Genomic DNA, 19830 nt, shown 5'->3' with positions numbered 1-19830 from the left:
CCCTCCTCGCTTACTACTACAACCGGCAGGGGGCAAAATGGCCGGGAGCGGAGCCGGACAACAAAAAAAGCAGTAAATCTTTTTCAAGACTTACTGCTTTCGCTGGCCGCGTCGGTGGCGGCTGGTATTCAGTTTTTATGACTTGTCCGGTGGTTCGTCAAGCCGGAACTTGAATTGACAGTCAATTAACCGCTGCTTTACATAGTCCTCCACCTCGGCGTTGACCTGCCCGTTCACTTTTGAGAAATAGCGGATATATCCGGCGTAGTGGAGCAGGACAGCGTTCACGGCTTCTGGGTCGCCCTCACGGGCTTTGAGGATTGTTTCATAGGGGAGAAGTCTACTCATACCGGCTCACCCCCATTTCTTCGCGTAGCCGCTGCAAGGCAAGCTGGATATGCCGCCCCGCTGTGCTGCGTGACCGGCCAATACACGCGCCGATCACGCGCTGCGGCTGGCGCAGAAAGTAATAGCGCAGGATTTCTTCCCGCGTCTGCTCCGGCAAAACAGAGATCGCGTCGGCAAGGGCGGCGTTGCAGAGCAGGACGGTCTGACCGCAGACGGTAAATGGGTATTCCTCGTCCGGCTCCGACGCGGCAAACTGGACAAACTTCTCGTTCATCAGATAGTCAAGGGAAACTTGCCGTTCCCATTGCCGTTTAAGCTTCAAAATCTTGTCCAAGGCGGCACAGCGGATAACAGTCTTGCAAAAGGCGTTGTACCTGCGCTGGATATATTCTTGATAGGCTATCTGGTCGGTCATGGAAATTCCCCTTTCTGAATAATAGTGCGGGGCGGTGGCACTTCTTGCTGTCGCCCCTTGATTGCCTACCAGCAAAGGCGGGCGGGGCTGTCAACGGCTGCGCATATGCGCCGTTCATCTTGACCGTTGACTGGCTCGGCTGGGTTTGCTATTTACCCGACAAACTTGAATTTATTTTAAGCTATCACGTTTTACCTTCTTAAGCCTTACTATCATTACCATAGGAATTTCTTTGTTGGTTTTAAAACATTCTTCATAAAATCCATCAATGACAAATCCAGCTCTAAAACAAAGGTTAAAAATATCTTGTATGGAACGATGATAATAAATCTGCTCTTTCGGTTGCCCTTCAATCGCTATATCATAGTAACTGTGCGGTGTCATATATTTTTCAGTCAACGTGACAAAACAAGGGTGTTGCGTTGCAAAGACAAAAATTCCGCTTTCCTGCAACAGTTCATAAACAGCCATAAGAAGTGGTTCAATATCCGTAATATCCATAATTGCCATATTAGAAACTGCTTTCGTAAAGGCTCGATTTCTTTTTAATTCTAATATACTTTTTCTATCGGTCGCATCCGCCACACAAAATTCAATTTGTTTTGCATATTGTGATTGCCGTCTTTTAGCCAATTCTATCATTTTTTTGCTGTAATCAAAAGCGACAACCGAAGCGCCTCTTTGTGCAAGATACGAAGAATAATTTCCATTGCCACACGCAATATCCAAAATGTAATCCGCAGGATTAGGAGATAGAAGTTCCGTTACTTTGGGACGCACTACCTCTCTGTGAAATTCATTAGATTCGTCACCCATTGCATTATCCCAAAATTGTGCGTTCTCCTCCCAGATTTTTTTACTTTCCTCTGTTCCCATGTTCTCTCCCACTCCCCAAATTTGCTTTTTTGCTTCCATTAAATCTTCCTTACTATATTCCATTGTTACCCTCCATAACTTCTGATTGTTGCCGTCTTGACGATTATGTATCTTTACATTACCTTCTGAAACATATGGCGCACCTTGTCCAGGCGGCTGTTTGGACGGCGGGGCTGGATGACCGGCTGACCGACAGCGGCCTGATATCCTTTCAGCTCTGTAAGGCATACGCTCCGCCCGTTGGTGTAAAAGGCCAGATCAGTACGGTATGCCTGTATACAGCGGGCGGGAATCTCGCCAGTAAAGACAACTTCATCCTTTTTTACCTGGGCCGTTTCGATGGTGGCACAGTATTTCGGTGCATCATGATAAGCCCTGGAAAGGTATTCCTGGGGCGCATAGAGGATGAAGGAGAGATAAGGTTCCAGCAGCTGCGTCCCCGATTCCTTCAATGCCTGTTCCAATACAATCGGGGCCAATGAGCGGAAGTCCGCCGGCGTGCTGACCGGACTGTAATAAAGCCCGTATTCAAAGCAAATCTTACAGTCCGTTACGTTCCAGCCGAACAAGCCCTGCTCCAGCCCGTAACGGATACCATCCCTGACAGCGTTTTGAAAACTCTGGTTCAAGTATCCCAGCGAAACCCGGCTCTCGTATTGTACACCGGAGCCAAGCGAGAGTGGTGTAACAGACAGTCCTATGGATGCCCAAAACGGGTTGGGCGGCACCTCGATATGGATGGTGTGGCTGGCTGCTTTGAGCGGCCGCTCCATATAAATGACGGAGGGTTCCTTTACCACTGTTTCAAGCTTGTATTTTTCCGACAGCAAAGCGGAAACAACCTCCAACTGCACCCGGCCCAAAAAAGAAAGAATGATCTCATGGGTGATGGAATCCACTTCGCAACGCAAAAGCGGGTCAGTATCCGCAAGTTGCGTAAGAGCGTCCAGCAGCCGTTCTCTTTGCGCTGCCGTTTTCGGCGCAATCGTCGTCCGCAGCATGGGGAGGGGGTCCTCGCGCCACCTTTTACGAGGGAGCCGGGTTTGGTCCCCTAATACATCGTTTAACCTCACGCTGTCGCTGGGAAGGATAACAATTTCACCCTGATAAGCGGTGTCTGTCCGAACAATTTCCCCTTTGGATGGAATACGCATCTCTGTGATTTTCAGCTTTTCTCTCCCGGCCAGGGCCACCGTATCCCGCAGGCGCAGCGTTCCGCTGTATAACCGTAGATAGACACGCCGCTGGCCGCAATCGGTGTACTCAACCTTGAAAACGCTGCCGCATAGGGCGGCGCCCCCCTGTTCCCCAATCGGTTGGAACAGCCCTGTCACCGCATCCATCAACGGTTGAATGCCAAGGCCATTTTTGGCGCTGCCATGATAGACTGGGAACAGGGAGGCGTCTTGAACCCGCTGCTGTTCCTCCCGCGCAAGTTTTTCCCGGCTGATTGGTTCTCCTGCGATATACTTTTCCAATAATTCATCGTTATTTTCGATGACCGCATCCCATGCTTCTATGTCGGTATTTTCCTCCAGGACTATTTCCGGGGACAGCGACACCGTCTGCTTGATGATAATATCGGCGGAGAGCTTATCCCGAACAGACTGAACCACGCTCTGCAAATCAACGCCAGCCTGGTCGATCTTGTTGATAAAGATAACGGTGGGAATGTTCATTTTCCGCAGGGCATGGAACAGAATACGGGTCTGGGCCTGCACGCCATCTTTAGCGGAGATCACCAAGATGGCCCCATCTAAAACAGCCAAAGAGCGGTACACCTCCGCCAAAAAATCCATGTGGCCGGGCGTATCCACAATGTTAACTTTACATCTGTGCCACTGGAAGGAAGTGACTGCCGCTTGAATGGTAATCCCACGCTGCCGCTCCAAAAACATGGTGTCCGTCCTCGTTGTCCCTTTTTCGACGCTCCCCGGTTCTGAAATGGCTCCGCTGGCATATAGCAGGCTCTCCGTCAAGGTCGTCTTTCCAGCGTCTACATGGGCAAGAATTCCAATATTGATTATTTTCATGTGATTGTCCTCCCTTTACAGCCCCAAAGGGCATAAAAATCCCCAGCAGTAAAATACTTTTACCACTGGGGATTATAAGTTGCGGACATACACATATACAGCATACACCTGTTTGTGATTGCTGTTTTTGGGGATATGTCAAAATTGATAAGGCAAAAGTATTCTTAAATTGGGTACAAAAAACTAAGCCCCTACAAAAGGAGCTATCATAATCCTTTGTTCCCACTATTTGATTATAGTTTTATTTAAGAATACCTTGCCGCATATTTTTTACTCCTTTTCTGGATTAAATCATTGTATCACATCAGTTTTAGGAAAGCAAGTACCTAAAAGAAATTTTTCTTCCCCTTATATGTAACAATCATACCGGCTTCCTAGCGTTCAGAATGTTTTCTGCTGTCTGCTGTGGTGTTTGGTTGGAATTGTCCAACCAAAAGCCGATCCGTGGTGTTGTCTGCATTTTACTAAATACAAATTCAATGTATACAGAAAGATATAAGGAGTGGGAGGGATTCCGCCGTAGTTGGCATTGTAGGAAAATCCAAAAGTTTAGATTTTCCCACAATGCTTATCTTTTGGTCTTTGGTTCGGAATAGTGTAGTGCTGGCGGTCTATCTCTTGTTTTCGGTTGCTTGCTTCCTTACCGTACATGAGCATTCACCCAGGGCATGTCCTGCGCGTCCTCCATCTCCTCTTCCTCCGGGCAGCCCATCTACGCCGCCATCTCGGGCACCCTGGAGTACAAGGACAGCGAGACCCTCACCGCTGAGGCCTCCGGCGAACTGACCCAGGTGACCCCGGTGGCCTACGGCACCGTCACCAAGGGCCAGACCCTCTTTGTGCTGGATGGGAGCGACTACACCTCCCAGCTCTCCAGCGTACAGAACAAGATCACCCAGACCCAGGAGCGCATCGCCGACTACCAGGAGCAGATCACCGAGACCGAGGCCAAGCGGACCGACTACGCCGTCACCGCCGAGATCTCCGGCAAGGTCATCCAGGTCAACGTGAGCGAGGGGGAGACCCCCCGGCAGGCGGGCGAGACCGCCGTACTCCTCTATAATCTGGACAACATGGAGATCTCGGTCAACATCGACGAGCTGGACATCGAGCACGTCACGGTGGGCACCCAGGCCCTCATCTCCCGCTCGGGCGCCAGCAGCGACGGCGACCAGACCTTTACCGGCACCGTCACCGCCGTGAGCTATGAGGCCACCAACTCCAACGGCGTGGCCTACTTCCCGGTGACCATTCAGATCCCCAGCGGCGGGGAGCTCTCGGCCGGTGTGAACGTCTCCTACTCCATCCAGGTGGGAGACACCTCGGAGGGCCTTCTGGCCCCCATCTCCGCTCTGAAGCGCTCCACCGACGGGGAGACCTGCCTGTACATCCAGTCCGACACCCCGCCCGAGCAGACCGTGGAGGCCGAGGGCGTGCCCGACGGCTTCTATGCCGTACCCGTGGAGGTGGGCGACTCCAACAGCCAGTATGTGCGCATCCTCTCGGGCGCGGAGGAGGGCGACGTGGTCTTTACCCGCTACCAGCAGAGCGCCCCGGCCAACGGCGACACCACCAGCCAGGGTGAGGAGTCCCAGGAGCAGGCCTTCCCCGGCGGCGAGATGCAGATGATGCCCGCCGCACCGGGCGGCGACTTCTCCGGCGGCTTCTCCGGCGGAGGCGGCGGCATGCCCGGCAGCGGACGGATGGGAGGCTGATACGCATGTCCCTGATCCAATTGCAGCACGTATCCAAGATCTACGCCCAGGGCCAGGAAAATCAGGTCAACGCCCTGGATGACGTCTCCCTGGAGATCGACACGGGGGAATTCGTGGCCATCATCGGCACCTCCGGGTCGGGCAAGTCCACCATGATGAACATTCTCGGCTGCCTGGATGTGCCCACCAGCGGAGAATACTACCTGGACGGCGTCTCCATCCGCCAGAAGTCGCGGCGGGAACTGGAGCTCATCCGCTCCCGTCAGATCAGCTTCATCTTTCAGGGGTACAACCTGATCCCCTCTCTGAACGTCTGGCAGAATGTGGCCCTGCCCATGCTCTACCAGAAGGTCCCCCTGGCCGAGCGGAAGGCGCGGGCCATGGAGGCCCTGGAGCAGGTGGAGATCTCCGCCAAGGCCGAGAACCGCCCCACCCAGCTCTCGGGCGGCCAGCAGCAGCGTGTGGCCATCGCGCGGGCCATCGCCACCCGCTCCCCCGTCCTCATGGCCGATGAGCCCACCGGCGCGCTGGACTCCGCCACCGGCGCCCAGGTCCTCTCCCTGATGAAGGAGCTCAACACCCGGGGCACCACGGTGATCCTCATCACCCACGACAACTCCATCGCCGCCCAGGCCCGCCGCACCGTCCAGGTCAAGGACGGACACATCATCCACGACAGCCTCTGGGACGGGGTCCTCCTGGCCCAGCCCGCGGGAGGAGCGAGAGCATGAACGCGCTTTTGATGGCTCTGGACTCGATCCGGGAAAAGAAGGGCCGCTCCTTCCTCACCATGCTGGGCATCATCATCGGCGTCACCGCCGTGCTGGTCCTGGTGGCCCTGGTCTCCGGCTACAACGCCGACATCACCGCCTACTATGAAAAGCTGGGCGTCAACAAGGTCAATCTCAGCCTGACCTGGTATGACCGCACCCGGGCCAGCGATGTGTACAGCCTGGTCTACACCTACGCCAACGACACGCTGGGGGACATGGTGGAGGGGGTCTCCCCCTCCTCCTCCACCCAGCTGCCGGTAAAATACCGCTCCACCACGCTGGAGGAGAGCACCATCTACCTGGGCAGCGACCAGTTCTCCATCTGCAACAACTACACGCTGGAGGACGGGCGGGACCTGAATGAGTGGGATCTGGAGCAGCGCAACAAGGTGTGCGTCCTGGGCTCCTATGTGGCGTCCGCCCTCTTCCCCTACACCGACCCCATCGGGGAGACCGTCTATCTCTCCGGCATCCCCTTCACCGTGGTGGGCACCTACTACCAGAAGGACGGCGGCACGGAGGACTCCATGGACGACATGCTCGCCGTGCCCTATACCCTCAACCGGGAGCTCCTCCAGAGCGCCGACGTCACCTCCATCACGGTCAAGGTGGACACCTCCCAGCATGTGGAGACCGTGCTGGCCCGGCTGGAGGTCTATCTGGCCCAGCAGATCTCCTCCAGCGTGGGGGAGTACACCCTGGAAAACGGAAACTCCGCCATGTCGGAGAGCTCGGAGGAGACCACCTCCATGAGCGTGGTGCTGGGCGGCATCGCCTCCATCGCCCTCCTGGTGGGCGGCATCGGCATCATGAACATCATGCTGGTCACCGTCACCGAGCGCACCCGGGAGATCGGCATCAAAAAGTCCATCGGCGCCCCCCGGGGCGAGATCATCACCCAGTTCCTGGTGGAGGCCGGCATCCTCAGCGGCCTGGGCGGGCTCATCGGCATCGCCCTGGGCTTCGGGCTGTCCCTGATCCTGGGGAAGGCCATGTATGACCTCATCCTCCTCCCCAGCCTGCCGGTCACCCTGGGGGCCTTCTCCTTCTCGGTGGCCATCGGCATCCTCTTCGGCATCTATCCGGCCGTCAAGGCCTCCAACCTCCAGCCCGTGGACGCGCTGCGGGCCGACTAACAAACTAAGAGGTGTATCCAATGAAACAGCGAATCCTCTCCGCCGTTCTGGCGGCCGCCCTGTGCCTGGGTATCATCGGCGTGGTGGGTCTCTCCCTCCCCGCACAGGCCGCCGGCTTCTCCGACATCGGGGACGCCGACGTCTCCGAGGCGGTATCCGTCCTGTCCAGCCTGGGCATTGTCTCGGGCTACTCCGACGGGACCTTCCGCCCCTCCGAGACCCTGACCCGTGCCCAGTTCGCCACCCTCGCCGTCCTCGCCGAGGGGCACGGCGATCAGGTGGCCGAGAGCGCATACCGCACCCTCTTCTCCGATCTGCCCGCCTCCCACTGGGCCGCCCCCTATGTGAATCTGGCCCAGAGCGAGGGGCTCATCAGCGGCTACGGCAACGGCCGCTTCGGGCCGGATGACCCGGTCACCATCGGGCAGGCCGTCACCATCGTCCTGCGCCTGATGGGCTACGGGGAGGAGGACGTGGGCCCCTTCTGGCCCCAGGACTATCTGAGCAAGGGGACCGATCTGGGGCTCCTGGAGGGCGTGCGCCCCCAGGCGGATGCCGCCATGACCCGGGGCGAGGCCGCCCTCCTGCTCTATGCCATGCTCCAGAGCAGCTGCAAGGACGGAACGCCCTATGTGGAAAAGCTGGCCCACACCACCATCTCCGACGCAGTCCTCCTCCAGAACGACGACACCTCTCCCTCCGGTGAGGTCCACACCGCCCAGGTCTATGCCGGAAACAGCGGCCTGACCTGGTACACCCAGGATACCACACTCCCCGATACCCTGCTCAACCGCCGGGGGACCCTTCTGCTGAACGAGACCGGCGCGGTCTCCGGCTTCCTCCCGGATGAGAGCACGGTGCGCACCCTCTCCCTGGCCGAGGCCAAGGCCGACCGGCTCGTGGATGAGAGCAGCGCCAGCTACACCCTGTCCAGCGCGGTGCCCCTGGTCCTGGACGACACCGTCACCACCTACGGCGAGGCCTGGTATGAGCTGGACGGGCGGGAGACCGTCACCCTCTACTACAGCGCCTCCGGCAGCGTCAATCTGGTCACCGCCTCCGAGACCAAGCGGTATGACGGGGCCGTGCTCACCGGCTACTACGAAAACGTCCTCCCCAATGCCTCCAACCCCACCTCGATCACCCTGCTGGGGGAGACCTACCCGGTGGCCGAGGAGGGGGTGAGCGCCCTGGCCCAGTTCCGGGTGGGGGACCGGATCACCGTCTCCTTCAACGGCTCCGGTGAGATCGTGGACGCCTGCTCTCCCTCCGAGCGCAGCGCCGTCATGATCGGTCTGGTGACCGAGACCGGGAACTCCTGTTCCGTGGCCCTCTCCAACGGGCTCACCGCCTCCGGGAGCTGCTCCGACACCACCTTTGTGGTGGGTGACCTGGTGCGGGTGAGCGCCTCCAGCCCGGGGACCCTCTCCCTCTCCCAGGTCTCGGCCGGCACCTCCTCCGCCGCCCTCCAGGTGGCGGAGCGGACCCTGGGGAGCACCCCCCTGGCCGAGGATGTGGTGCTCTATGACCGGGTGGGCAAGACCCACGCCGTCCAGATCGCTCTGGAGGACCTGCTGGTGGACTCCGTCCCCGCCTCCCGCATCCTCTACACGGCAACCAACTCCGCCGGGGAGATCGACGTGCTGGTACTGGACGATGTGACGGGAGACGCCTATACCTACGGCATCTTCTCCTCCGGCACCAAGACCGAGGGCAACGGAACCATGCAGGTGACCAACCGCACGGTGGCCGTGGAGAACAGCGCCGGTCTCTCCCAGGAGTGCCTGACCGGCACGGCGGTCCCCGACGGCCAGGTGGGCGGACTGGTCCCCTCCAGCGACGGCCGGGTGGCCGGACTTCTGGTCCTGGAGGAGGTAGAGGACGTCCCCCGCTCCGCCTTTGACGGCACCGACACGGTGACCCTGTCCGGCGCGGCGGTCCCCATCAGCGACCAGGTACAGGTGTATAACACGGACAACGGGCAGTGGATCACCCTCGCCCAGGCCAAGGCCTACACCGATACCTTTACCGTCTATTACAGCGGCACCCTGGGAACCGACGCCAAAGTGCGGGTCATCCTGACGCAGTCCCCCTCCTGATTCTTTTTAAGATTCTCTCTTGCCATCTCTGTTTGGAAAATGTATAATCAAGATACTTTCAGAGAAAGGATGATCCACCATGACCATGGGCCAGCGCATCCGTGACCTCCGCAAAGCCGCAGGCCTCTCCCAGGAGGAGCTGGGCCTCCAGGTAGGGGTCAAAAAGGCCGCCATCCACAAATATGAGAGCGGTCTGGTCGTCAACCTCAAGCAGGCCACCATCGAGAAGCTCGCCGCCGCCCTGCACACCACCCCCGCCTACCTGCTGGGTCTGGACACCCCCTCCCTCCCCGAGGGGGCCCTCCCCTATCACCCCACCCAGCGCATCCCCATCCTGGGCCGGATCTCCGCCGGCATGCCCATCTATGCCGAGCAGAACATCGAGGGCTACACCGTCACCGACCTGAACGGCGGCGCGGAGTACTTTGCCCTCCGGGTGTCCGGGGACAGCATGAACGCCATCGGGATCAACGACGGCTACCTCATCATCGTCCGCCGCCAGGAGAGTGTGGAAAACGGCGAGGTGGCGGTGGTCCTGGTGGGGGACGAGAACGCCACGGTCAAGCGCTTCTACGCCACCGACAGCACGGTCACCCTCATGCCCCAGTCCACCAATCCCATCCACCAGCCCCAGATCTACGATCTGCACCGCACCCGCATCCAGGTGCTGGGCAAGGTGGTCAAGGTGGAGTTTCTCCTCTAACAACACGCAAAAAGGGCCCGTCACAGAATCGTTCCATTCTGCGACGGGCCCGAGCATTTCCATCTCCGGAGGGTGGAGCCGCCCCGGAGGCGGCGAAACCCAAAACAAAAGGACATCCTTTCGGATGTCCTTTTGTTTTGGTGCACGAGGCGGGACTTGAACCCGCACGTGCGTAATGCACACTAGAACCTGAATCTAGCGAGTCTGCCAATTCCACCACTCGTGCGTCTCTGCGCTGTGCACCGCTCAGCGCAGGTAATATATTACCACACCGGTTTTCGCTTGTCAACTGCTTTTTTCTTATTTTTTCTTCTTTTCCTGCCCGGACTCCTCCCGCAGGAAAACCAGCCGGTTTTCCGTGGAGTCCTGGGGGGAATAGTGGTAGGAGAGCCGGTCAAAGGCCATGGCCTCCTCCGGGGTCTGGGCCCCCCGCTCGGCCAGGAAGCGGACCATCTCGCCCCGGGCCATCTTCACGTGGACGCTCTTTTCCACGATCTTCTCCCCTGCCCGTTCGCCAAAGACGCATTTGACCACCCGCACGCCCTCGGGCAGGTGGCGGGCCACTCCCTTGCCATACTCCCAGGAGGAGAGATCCAGCAGCACCCGCTCCCCCTCCAGGGCAGCCCGGGCCAGCTTGTCCCCCCAGAAGTCATACAGATCCCGGCAGAAGGGGGTCTTGAGCCGGGTCCCCATCTCCAGGCGGTAGGGGGTCACCGCGTCCAGAGGGCGCAGCACGCCGTACAGCCCGGACAGGATGCGCAGATGCTCCTGCACATAGGTATAGTAGGCCCCTTCAAAGACCCGGGGGGCCATATACTGATATTGGATGCCGTCATAGGCCAGCAGAGCCGGGGTGGATGCCCGCTCCAGGTCCATCTGCTGATAGCGCGCCCAGTTGAGGGCCGCGATCTTCTCGTTGCAGCCCATGAGCGCGCGCAGCTCCTCCAGGGAGAGGCCGCGCAGGTAGTCCGCCAGCTGTCCGGCCTCGGCCAGATACTGGGGCAGACCGGCTGGGGCCAGGGTGTCCCCCTCTTCCCGCATCTGCTTGGCCGGGGAAAGGATGATCCGCACGGCAAAGCCCTCCTTTGTCACGTTTTCAGAATGATAAAAAAATCGGAGCAAGCGATGAAAGCTTGCTCCGACGTGGTGCGGATGACGGGACTTGAACCCGTACGTCATGGACACACGCACCTCAAACGTGCCTGTCTACCAGTTCCAGCACATCCGCATGTTGTGCTGTCCTCTTCAGAACGCTTGTTTATTATAGCTTCCCATGCAGCATTTGTCAATGGTCTTTTTTCAAGTTTTTAAAAAATTTTCCTGACCCTTGTCCTCCCCCCTCCGCTCCTGTATACTGAGTGCAGAGTAAGACCACACCGTTTGGAAAGAAGGGGATTTCCATGTTTTCTCTGGATCGGATCGAGACCTACCGGGAAAACGCCCGTCTGGAGGCAAAGCTGGCCACCGGTGGGCTGCCCGAGAGCCTCTGGGAGACTTACTCCGCCTTTGCCAACTCCTACGGGGGCGTCATCCTGCTGGGGGTGGAGGAGCGGAGCGACCACTCCCTGCGCATCCAGGGCCTGCTGGACGCCCAGGAGATGCTGGAGGAATTCCTCACCCGGGTGCAGGACCCCCAGACCGTCAGCGCCGACCTGGTGTCGGAGGAGCGGGCCCGGGTGGAGTCCACCCCCCACGGGGACATCATCGTCATCGAGGTGCCCTGGGCCGAGGACGCCCTCCGCCCGGTCTATGTGGGCCGGGACCCCTACCACGGCACCTACCGCCGGGAGGGGGAGGCCGACCTGCGCTGTTCCCCCCCCGAGGTGGAGGCCATGCTGGAGGGGCGGCAGGGCTGAGGTTTCCTCTCTTTTCGACCGGACCCAGCGGGGAGGCGCATTTCTACTATGTCAACCATTACCAAACAGGCGCTGGAGGCGTCCCTCAAGCAGATGATGCTGAAAAAGCCTCTGGACAAGATCACCATCCGCGACATCACCGAGGCGTGCGGCATCAGCCGCATGACCTTTTACTACCACTTTAAAGACATCTACGACCTGGTGGAGTGGGTGTGCGTGGAGGACGCATCCCGGGCCCTCCAGGGCAAAAAGACCTACGACACCTGGCAGGAGGGGCTTGCCCAGATCTTTGAGGCGGTACTGGAGAACAAGCCCTTTGTCCTCAACGCCTTCCGCTGCATCAGCCGGGACCAGATGGAGCGCTTCCTCTTTCACCTGACCTACGGACTGATCCGGGGCGTGGTGGACGAGAAGAGCCAGGGGAAACCCATCTCGGAGGAGGACAAGGCCTTTATCGCCGAGTTCTACAAGTACAGCTTCGTGGGTATCCTGCTGGACTGGATCCGCCAGGGCATGAGCGAGGACTACCAGACTATCGTGCGTAAGGTCAGCGCCACCATGCACGGAACCATCGCAAACGCCATTGAAAACTTTACCGCACAGCGGTGATTTTTGTACAAACGGGGCCGGATGATCAAAAACCGATCATCCGGCCCCGTTTGTACATGGTGTTTCCCGCCCGGAACGGGTAAGATACAGACACATTCCAAACGAGCTCCGCCCTGCGGAGCCCCATGAAAGGCGGATCATCTATGGCAAAACACATCGGAAAATGGACTGCGGCAGCCGCCGGTCTCGCGGGCGCGGGCGCGGCGGTCGTCCTGGCAAAGAAAGCGGCCCAGAGCCGCACTACCCCGGAGGGAGCCTCCGCTGGGGAGCGCGGAGAGTACCGGAACACCGAGCTGGGCCGGCAGGCGAAAAACAGCAAGGGCATCTACTACTCCAACGGAAACTACGAGGCCTTTGCCCGCCCCGAGAAGCCCGCCGGCGTGGAGGAAAAGCACGCCTACCTGGTGGGCAGCGGCCTGGCCTCCCTGGCCGCCGCCTGCTTCCTGGTGCGGGACGGACAGATGCCCGGCTCCCACATCCACATCCTGGAGTCCATGGACGTGGCCGGCGGCGCCTGCGACGGCATCTACGATCCCGGACGGGGCTACATCATGCGGGGCGGCCGGGAGATGGAGAACCATTTCGAGTGCCTGTGGGATCTGTTCCGCTCCATCCCCTCGCTGGAGAAGCCCGGGGCCTCCGTGCTGGATGAGTTCTACTGGCTCAACAAGCATGACCCCAACTACTCCCTGTGCCGGGCCACCGTGAACCGGGGCCAGGACGCCCACACCGACGGCAAGTTCGACCTGAGCCAGAAGGCCTGCATGGAGATCGTCAAGCTCTTCATGACCCCGGACGAGGACCTCTACGACAAGACCATCGAGGACGTCTTTGACGAGGAGGTCTTTGACTCCACCTTCTGGCTGTACTGGCGCACCATGTTCGCCTTTGAGAACTGGCACTCCGCCCTGGAGATGAAGCTCTACTTCCAGCGCTTCATCCACCACATCGCGGGCTTACCCGACTTCAGCGCTCTGAAATTCACCCGCTACAACCAGTACGAGTCCCTCATCCTCCCCATGCAGCGCTATCTGGAGGAGGCCGGGGTGGACTTCCGCTTCGGCACGGAAGTGACCAACGTGCTCTTCACCATCCAGGGCGGCAAAAAGACGGCCACCGCCATCGAGTGCAAGGTCAACGGCGTGGAGCAGGGCATCGTCCTCACTGAGAACGACCTGGTCTTTGTGACCAACGGCTCCTGCACCGAGGGCACCATCTACGGCGACCAGGACCACGCCCCCAACGGGGACGCCGAGATGCGCACCAGCGGCTGCTGGAACCTTTGGAAGAACATCGCCAGGCAGGACCCCAGCTTCGGCCGTCCGGAGAAGTTCTGCTCGGACATCTCCAAGACCAACTGGGAGTCGGCCACCATCACCACCCTGGATGACAAGATCCTGCCCTATATCACCAACATCTGCAAGCGGGACCCCCGGACCGGAAAGGTGGTCACCGGCGGCATCGTCAGCTGCCGGGACTCCAAGTGGCTGCTCAGCTGGACCATCAACCGCCAGGGCCAGTTCAAGGAGCAGGACCCCGAGCAGGTCTGCGTCTGGGTCTACGGCCTGTTCACCGACGTGCCGGGCGACTATGTGAAAAAGCCTATGCGGGAGTGTACCGGCCGGGAGATCACCCAGGAGTGGCTCTACCACATCGGCGTGCCGGTGGACCAAATCCCCCGGCTGGCCGATGAGAGCGCGGTGTGCGTGCCCACCATGATGCCCTATATCACCGCCTTCTTCATGCCCCGGACCAAGGGGGACCGCCCCGACGTGATTCCCGACGGCTGCGTGAACTTCGCCTTCCTGGGCCAGTTCGCCGACACCCCCCGGGACACCGTGTTCACCACCGAGTACTCCGTGCGCACCGCCATGGAGGCCGTCTACGGCCTGCTGGGCGTGGACCGCGGCGTGCCCGAGGTGTGGGGCAGCGTCTACGATGTGCGCGCCCTGCTGGACAGCTCCGTGTGCCTGATGGACGGCCGCTCTCCCCTGGAGATCGAGCTGCCCGGCCCCCTGAACCTGCTGAAAAAGCCCCTGCTCAAGGCCGTGCAGGGTACCGTGGTGGAAAAGCTGCTGCGGGACCACAACATCCTGCGGGACGGTATGCTGTAATTTCCTCCCCCAACAGAACACACGCCCCCGGAAGCCATGGCTTCCGGGGGCGTTTCGCATGAGGAGCACGTTCGGCATGTGTCTCAAAGAGGCTCTTTTCCCTAAGTCACAAAACTATACTTGATCGGCAGACTGCCGCAGGACGCCGAAGAGGATCAGGTCCAGCATCTCCGCCCCCACGCCCAGCACAGTGTGGAGGTCTTGGCCCTCGCGCTCCTCCTGATAGTGGAGCAGCAGGCTGCGGAAGGAGGCCTCCGTGCTCTCCAGATACCGGATCACACGCTCGGGCTCCAGCCCCGGGCGGAGGGGCATAGTGCGCACCATCCGCTCCAGAAAGGCCCGGTTCATCCGGCGCAGGGGCTCCCACAGCCTCCAGATCTCCTCCCGCAGGTGCGCCGGGGGACGGAGCATGGCGTTTTCAAAGATCCGCTTGCGCTCCGGGTGGTCCTGGAAATAGGACTCCCGCAGCAGGAAAAAGCGCTGGATGCTCCCCAGGGCGTCCCCCTCTCCCAGCTGGGCCATCCCCACCTCCACATGGGCGGTCAGCCGCTCAAAGGTGTCCCGGACGCACAGCAGGAACAGCTCGTCCTTGCCGGAGTAGTAGTGGTACATCATGCCCTTGGAAATGCCGTGGTTTTTGCAGATCTGCTCCATATTGACGGCATCATAGTCCCGGCGCCCGAACTCCTCCAGGGCCGCCCGCAGGATCTCCTGTCTGCTGTGTTCCTGCCGCTCCTTTTGTGTCATGCGGTCAGACCTCCTTCCGCCTTGTGCAGCTCCCCAGCCCATTCAAAGCCCTTCTTGGCCGCAAACACGGCGATCACCTCGTTGATCACCGCCGCGGCCGCGATGGTCCCCTGGAGCATGGACGCAGACTCGGGCGCCGCGTTCTGCAGCACCGACACGGCGATGCCGGTGAACACCAGCGACACGCCCGAGTGGGGCAGCAGCGTCAAGCCCAGATAGCGCCGCACCGTCGCCGGCGCATGGGTGACCGCCGCGCCCAGATAGGCGCCGCTGTACTTCCCCACCGCCCGCGCCAGGATGTAGACCGCCGTATAGATCCCCGCGCCAAAGATAAGGTGGTAGTCCAGCGGCGCGCCCAGGTTCAGAATGACCACGATCATGGCAAAGCCGATGGCCGGGTTCACTACCTCCATCATACCATATAGCTTCTCCGTGTCAATGAGATTGGAGAAGGCGGTGGAGTAGGCCATGCCGATGAGCATGAAGTTCAGCACCGGAACGGGCAGCAGGCTGTTGATGAAAAAGCCCAGCCCCGCCGTGAGGAGCAGCATGGACCCCATCACCGCCAGCACGCCCGCCCGGCTGCGGACGCGGCGCATCAGAAGCCCGGCCGCCGCACCGGTCACGCCCCCCAGCAGCACCGGCAGGAAGACCAGCAGCATCACCGCCGGCAGAGGGATGCCCACGGCGGACACCTGGGCCGAGACCAGGCCCATGACCACAAAGAACACCAGCGCCCCCACCAGATCGTCCAGGGCGGCCATGGGGATCAGGGTCTTGGTCACCGCTCCGTCGGTCTTCAGGTCCCGCACCACCGACAGCGAGGGGGCCGGCGCAGTGGCCAGCGCGATCCCCCCGAAGACAAAGGCCAGATAGACCGGCACCCCCGTGCAGGCAAAGAGCACGCCAAAGACCAGACTCACCACCACAAAGGTCCCCAGGGACTCGGTGATGGTGGTGACCAGGATCCTGGGCCCGGCCTTTTTCATCTGCCTCCAGATCAGCTCGGTGCCGATCATCAGGCCGAACACGCTCTCCAGTATGCGCTCGGTCACATCGAACCACCCGGACTCCAGGACGGCCTCGTTCAGCAGGTCCAGCCCGTGGGGCCCGATCACCATGCCGGCGATCAGCCAGCCCAGAATGGCCGGCAATTTCAGTTTCGAGATCAGCTTGCCCGCAGCAAACGCCAGGAAGATGGAGCCCAGCAGCCGCAGCACAGAAAACAAGAGGTCCATAGCAGTCTTCTCCTTTTTCAATTATAGACGAGTCCGTCTGTTTTTCTCAGTATAGCACAAACAGACGACTCCGTCTGTAAATGAATTGTTAAGAATTTCCCCCGCCGTCCCACGATGGCTCTTGCCAAAGCGCAATTTTTTCGGTATACTAAATAGAAGTCCGCAGAACGAAGCTGCGCGCCCCGGCAGGAAGCCGGGCAGATCGGCAGAAGCCGCCGCAGCCCTCCCGGACCTCCGTCCCCGCGTATTCTACGATTGTCGATACCAGGAAGGTATCTGTCCCCCGGAAGGAGGACAGATACCTTCTTTTTCTGTGAAAGGAGACTCTATGACACTGGAACAATTCTTCCACGACCACCCCAGAGCCGCCGTCGCCTTCTCGGGCGGCGTGGACTCCGCCTTTCTGCTCTGGGCCGCCCGGGCCTACGGCTGCGACGTGCACGCCTACTATGTGAGCACCGCCTTCCAACCCGCCTTTGAGCGGGAGGACGCCCGCCGGCTGGCCCAGGAGCTGGGCGTGCCCATGACGGTCATCGAGACCGATGTTCTCGCCGTCCCCGAGGCCGCGGCCAACGGCCCCGACCGCTGCTACCACTGCAAGCGCTCCCTCTTCTCCCTGCTCTGGCAGCGGGCCCGCGCCGACGGCCACACCCTGCTCCTGGACGGCACCAACGCCTCGGACGACGCCGGCGACCGGCCCGGCATGCGGGCCCTGCGGGAGCTGGAGGTCCGCTCCCCCCTGCGGGAGTGCGGCCTGACCAAGGAAGAGGTCCGCGCCCGCTCCCGGGAGGCCGGACTCTTCACCTGGGACAAGCCCGCCTATGCCTGTCTGGCCACCCGCATTCCCACCGGCACCCCCATCACCGCCGCCGATCTGGAGCGGGTGGAGCGGGCGGAGGACGCCCTCTTCGCCCTGGGCTTCTCCGACTTCCGGGTGCGTCTGGCGGGGGATGCCGCCCGTATTCAGATCCCGGCCGGGCAGATGGAGGGCCTCCTCAAGCGCCGGGAGGAGATCCTGAAGCAGCTTGCCCCCCACTTCTCCGCGGTGCTGCTGGATCTGGACGCACGCACCCCCTCCCGCTGAGAAAGGAGTTTTTATGGACAACAAGCATGAGATCTTACAGCTCCTGCGCTCGGTAGCCTCCGGGGACACCTCCCCGGAGCAGGCCCTGCTGGAATTCAAGCAGTCCCCCTTTGAGGACCTGGGGTATGCCAAGGTGGACTTCCACCGCAACATCCGCCAGGGGGCGGCTGAGGTCCTCTACGGCGCCGGCAAGACGCCGGAGCAGATCATCGGCATCGCCTCCGCCATGGGGGAGCGGGGCTGCCGCAACATCCTCATCACCCGCATGGAGGCCGACGCCGCCCGGCAGGTGGCCGACGCCCTCCCCCTGGAGTACCACCCCTCTCCCCGGCTGGGCATCGCCTTCCCCGGTCCCCGGACCTCTCTGGGCAACATCGTGGTGGCCACCGGCGGCACCAGCGACATGCCGGTGGCCGAGGAGGCCGCCCTCACCGCCGAGGCCATGGGCAACCAGGTCACCCGGCTCTACGACGTGGGGGTGGCGGGGCTCCACCGCCTGCTCTCTCGCCTGGACGTGCTCATGAGCGCCCGCTGCGTGGTGGCCGTGGCCGGGATGGAGGGGGCCCTCGCCTCCGTGGTGGGCGGTCTGGTGGACTGTCCCGTCATCGCCGTCCCCACCAGCGTGGGGTATGGGGCCAGCTTCGGGGGACTCTCCGCCCTGCTCTCCATGCTCAACTCCTGCGCGTCGGGCACCAGCGTGGTCAACATCGACAACGGCTTCGGGGCCGGGTATCTGGCCAGTATGATCAATCAAATGGAAGGTTTGGAGGAATCCTGAGATGAAAACACTGTATCTGGAATGCAATATGGGCGCGGCCGGCGATATGCTGCTCTCCGCCCTCTATGAGCTCCTGGAGGACAAAGAGGCCTTCCTGGACACCATGAACCACCTGCCCCTCCCCGGCGTGCACCTGGAGGCCGAGCGGGGCGTCACCTCGGGCATCGCGGGCACCCACATGCATGTGACCGTCCACGGTGTCGAGGAGGGGACCGATGGTCACGATCATCACCATGACCATCACCACGACCATGAGCATGACCATGAGCATGAGCATGACCATGAGCATGACCATCACCATGACCATGACCATGAGCACGATCACCACCACGACCATGACCATGACCACGGCCACGATCACCACCACGCCACCCCCGGCGCCATCGCCCATCTCATCGACCATCTGCCCCTCCCCCAGGAGGTGAAGGACCACGCCCGCGGGGTCTATGATGCCATCGCCCGGGCCGAGGCCCAGGCCCACGGCTGCCCGGTGGGCGACGTCCACTACCACGAGGTGGGCGCGCTGGACGCCGTGGCCGATGTGACGGGCGTGTGCTATGCCCTCCACCTGCTCCGGCCCGAGCGCATCGTGGTCTCCCCCATCCACGTGGGCAGCGGTACCGTCCGCTGCGCCCACGGCATCATGCCCGTCCCCGCGCCCGCCACCGCCGCCCTTCTCGCCGGGGTCCCCACCTACGGCGGGGCGGTCCAGGGCGAGCTGTGCACCCCCACCGGGGCCGCCCTTCTGGCCCATTTTGCCGACTCCTTCGGCCCCATGCCCGTGATGTGCACCCAGAAGGTGGGCTACGGCATCGGCACCAAGGTCTTTGAGCAGGCCAACTGCGTCCGGGCCTTCTGGGGCGAGAGCGCCGAGGAGGCCAACGGCGAGATCGTGGAGCTGGTGTGCAACATCGACGACATGACCGCCGAGTCCCTCTCCTTCGCCTGCGCCCGCCTGCTGGAGCTGGGCGCCCTGGATGTGTACACCCTGCCCGGGACCATGAAGAAGGGCCGCAGCGGCCAGGTGCTCACCGTCCTGTGCGCCCCCGAGCAGGAGGGGGACCTGGCCCGGCACATCCTCTCCCTCACCACCACCAACGGCCTGCGCGCCCGCCGGTGCGGGAAGTACTTCCTCACCCCCTCGGTCCGGGAGGCGGAGACCCCCTGGGGCGCGGTCCGGGTCAAGACCGCCCAGGGATACGGCGTGACCCACGTCAAGCCCGAATACGAGGATGTGGCCGCCCTGGCCCGCAGCCGCGGGGTCTCCCTGGAGGAGATGGCCCGGGACATCCTCCGCCACGTCTGA

At 61.1% G+C, this 19830-nt stretch carries 18 protein-coding genes and 2 tRNA genes; 11 read left to right on the top strand and 9 right to left on the bottom strand.

Going from position 1 to position 19830, the window contains the following annotated elements; genetic code table 11:
- Positions 1-135: 135 nt before the first annotated feature.
- The 4 genes from I2C21_RS08240 to tet(W) form a co-directional block, all read right to left on the bottom strand.
- Positions 136-348, bottom strand: coding sequence for a helix-turn-helix domain-containing protein (locus I2C21_RS08240; protein ID WP_002586615.1), 213 nt, complete (start codon positions 346-348; stop codon positions 136-138).
- Positions 341-763: a sigma-70 RNA polymerase sigma factor region 4 domain-containing protein gene (locus tag I2C21_RS08235; RefSeq protein WP_002586616.1), complete on the bottom strand. Its 423-nt coding sequence runs from the start codon at positions 761-763 to the stop codon at positions 341-343. Before I2C21_RS08235 ends, I2C21_RS08240 begins: the two co-directional genes overlap by 8 nt.
- A gap of 171 nt (positions 764-934) precedes the next feature.
- Positions 935-1702, bottom strand: a complete 768-nt coding sequence (locus tag I2C21_RS08230; protein WP_002586626.1) for a class I SAM-dependent methyltransferase — start codon at positions 1700-1702, stop codon at positions 935-937.
- A gap of 50 nt (positions 1703-1752) precedes the next feature.
- The gene (gene tet(W), locus I2C21_RS08225; protein ID WP_002586627.1) at positions 1753-3672 is read right to left on the bottom strand and encodes a tetracycline resistance ribosomal protection protein Tet(W); all 1920 of its coding nucleotides are present in this window, start codon (positions 3670-3672) and stop codon (positions 1753-1755) included.
- A gap of 668 nt (positions 3673-4340) precedes the next feature.
- Between tet(W) and I2C21_RS08220 the strand changes: the two genes are divergently transcribed.
- From I2C21_RS08220 to I2C21_RS08200, 5 genes are all read left to right on the top strand, one after another.
- On the top strand, positions 4341-5387 hold the full coding sequence (locus I2C21_RS08220; RefSeq protein WP_195278984.1) for an efflux RND transporter periplasmic adaptor subunit: 1047 nt from the start codon (positions 4341-4343) through the stop codon (positions 5385-5387).
- A gap of 5 nt (positions 5388-5392) precedes the next feature.
- On the top strand, positions 5393-6118 hold the full coding sequence (locus tag I2C21_RS08215) for an ABC transporter ATP-binding protein (protein ID WP_195278983.1): 726 nt from the start codon (positions 5393-5395) through the stop codon (positions 6116-6118).
- On the top strand, positions 6115-7296 hold the full coding sequence (locus I2C21_RS08210) for an ABC transporter permease (protein WP_195278982.1): 1182 nt from the start codon (positions 6115-6117) through the stop codon (positions 7294-7296). The genes I2C21_RS08215 and I2C21_RS08210 overlap by 4 nt, the downstream gene beginning before the upstream one ends.
- A 20-nt stretch (positions 7297-7316) precedes the next feature.
- The gene (locus tag I2C21_RS08205; protein ID WP_195278981.1) at positions 7317-9395 is read left to right on the top strand and encodes an S-layer homology domain-containing protein; all 2079 of its coding nucleotides are present in this window, start codon (positions 7317-7319) and stop codon (positions 9393-9395) included.
- 79 nt (positions 9396-9474) lie between these two features.
- Entirely contained in the window at positions 9475-10098 is a 624-nt protein-coding gene (locus I2C21_RS08200; RefSeq protein WP_186963690.1) for a LexA family protein, read from the top strand.
- Between the two features lie 138 nt (positions 10099-10236).
- Here the strand turns inward: I2C21_RS08200 and I2C21_RS08195 are convergent.
- From I2C21_RS08195 to I2C21_RS08185, 3 genes are all read right to left on the bottom strand, one after another.
- Positions 10237-10324, bottom strand: a tRNA-Leu gene (locus I2C21_RS08195).
- 74 nt (positions 10325-10398) lie between these two features.
- On the bottom strand, positions 10399-11169 hold the full coding sequence (gene yaaA, locus I2C21_RS08190; protein ID WP_195278980.1) for a peroxide stress protein YaaA: 771 nt from the start codon (positions 11167-11169) through the stop codon (positions 10399-10401).
- Between the two features lie 73 nt (positions 11170-11242).
- Positions 11243-11326, bottom strand: a tRNA-Leu gene (locus I2C21_RS08185).
- A gap of 172 nt (positions 11327-11498) precedes the next feature.
- Between I2C21_RS08185 and I2C21_RS08180 the strand changes: the two genes are divergently transcribed.
- From I2C21_RS08180 to I2C21_RS08170, 3 genes are all read left to right on the top strand, one after another.
- Positions 11499-11954 (top strand): AlbA family DNA-binding domain-containing protein, encoded by a 456-nt coding sequence (locus I2C21_RS08180; protein WP_101692887.1) that lies wholly within the window; start codon positions 11499-11501, stop codon positions 11952-11954.
- Positions 11955-12002: 48 nt separating this feature from the next.
- On the top strand, positions 12003-12563 hold the full coding sequence (locus tag I2C21_RS08175) for a TetR/AcrR family transcriptional regulator (protein ID WP_101692886.1): 561 nt from the start codon (positions 12003-12005) through the stop codon (positions 12561-12563).
- A gap of 143 nt (positions 12564-12706) precedes the next feature.
- Complete coding sequence (locus tag I2C21_RS08170; protein ID WP_193538476.1) at positions 12707-14677, top strand: oleate hydratase; 1971 nt, start codon at positions 12707-12709, stop codon at positions 14675-14677.
- A gap of 114 nt (positions 14678-14791) precedes the next feature.
- Here the strand turns inward: I2C21_RS08170 and I2C21_RS08165 are convergent, their stop codons facing one another.
- Together I2C21_RS08165 and I2C21_RS08160 are read right to left on the bottom strand one after the other, a co-directional pair.
- Positions 14792-15424 (bottom strand): TetR/AcrR family transcriptional regulator, encoded by a 633-nt coding sequence (locus I2C21_RS08165; RefSeq protein WP_195278979.1) that lies wholly within the window; start codon positions 15422-15424, stop codon positions 14792-14794.
- Complete coding sequence (locus tag I2C21_RS08160) at positions 15421-16662, bottom strand: cation:proton antiporter (protein WP_195278978.1); 1242 nt, start codon at positions 16660-16662, stop codon at positions 15421-15423. Before I2C21_RS08160 ends, I2C21_RS08165 begins: the two co-directional genes overlap by 4 nt.
- Before the next feature lie 328 nt (positions 16663-16990).
- On the opposite strand from I2C21_RS08160, the gene larE reads away from it, so the two are divergent.
- The 3 genes from larE to larC are packed head-to-tail and all read left to right on the top strand — an operon-like array spanning position 16991 to position 19830.
- On the top strand, positions 16991-17746 hold the full coding sequence (gene larE / locus I2C21_RS08155) for an ATP-dependent sacrificial sulfur transferase LarE (protein ID WP_195278977.1): 756 nt from the start codon (positions 16991-16993) through the stop codon (positions 17744-17746).
- Between the two features lie 13 nt (positions 17747-17759).
- Positions 17760-18524, top strand: a complete 765-nt coding sequence (gene larB / locus I2C21_RS08150) for a nickel pincer cofactor biosynthesis protein LarB (protein ID WP_101692881.1) — start codon at positions 17760-17762, stop codon at positions 18522-18524.
- Between the two features lies 1 nt (position 18525).
- Positions 18526-19830 carry a nickel pincer cofactor biosynthesis protein LarC gene (larC, locus tag I2C21_RS08145; protein ID WP_195278976.1) on the top strand — a complete coding sequence of 435 codons (1305 nt, stop codon included), beginning with the start codon at positions 18526-18528 and terminating at the stop codon, positions 19828-19830.

This window comes from Clostridium sp. J1101437_171009_A5, assembly GCF_015547905.1.
GTDB classification, from domain to species: domain Bacteria; phylum Bacillota; class Clostridia; order Oscillospirales; family Oscillospiraceae; genus Pseudoflavonifractor_A; species Pseudoflavonifractor_A gallinarum.
The sequence above is the reverse complement of the archived record's forward strand: the minus strand, read 5'-3'. Positions and strand labels throughout refer to the sequence as shown.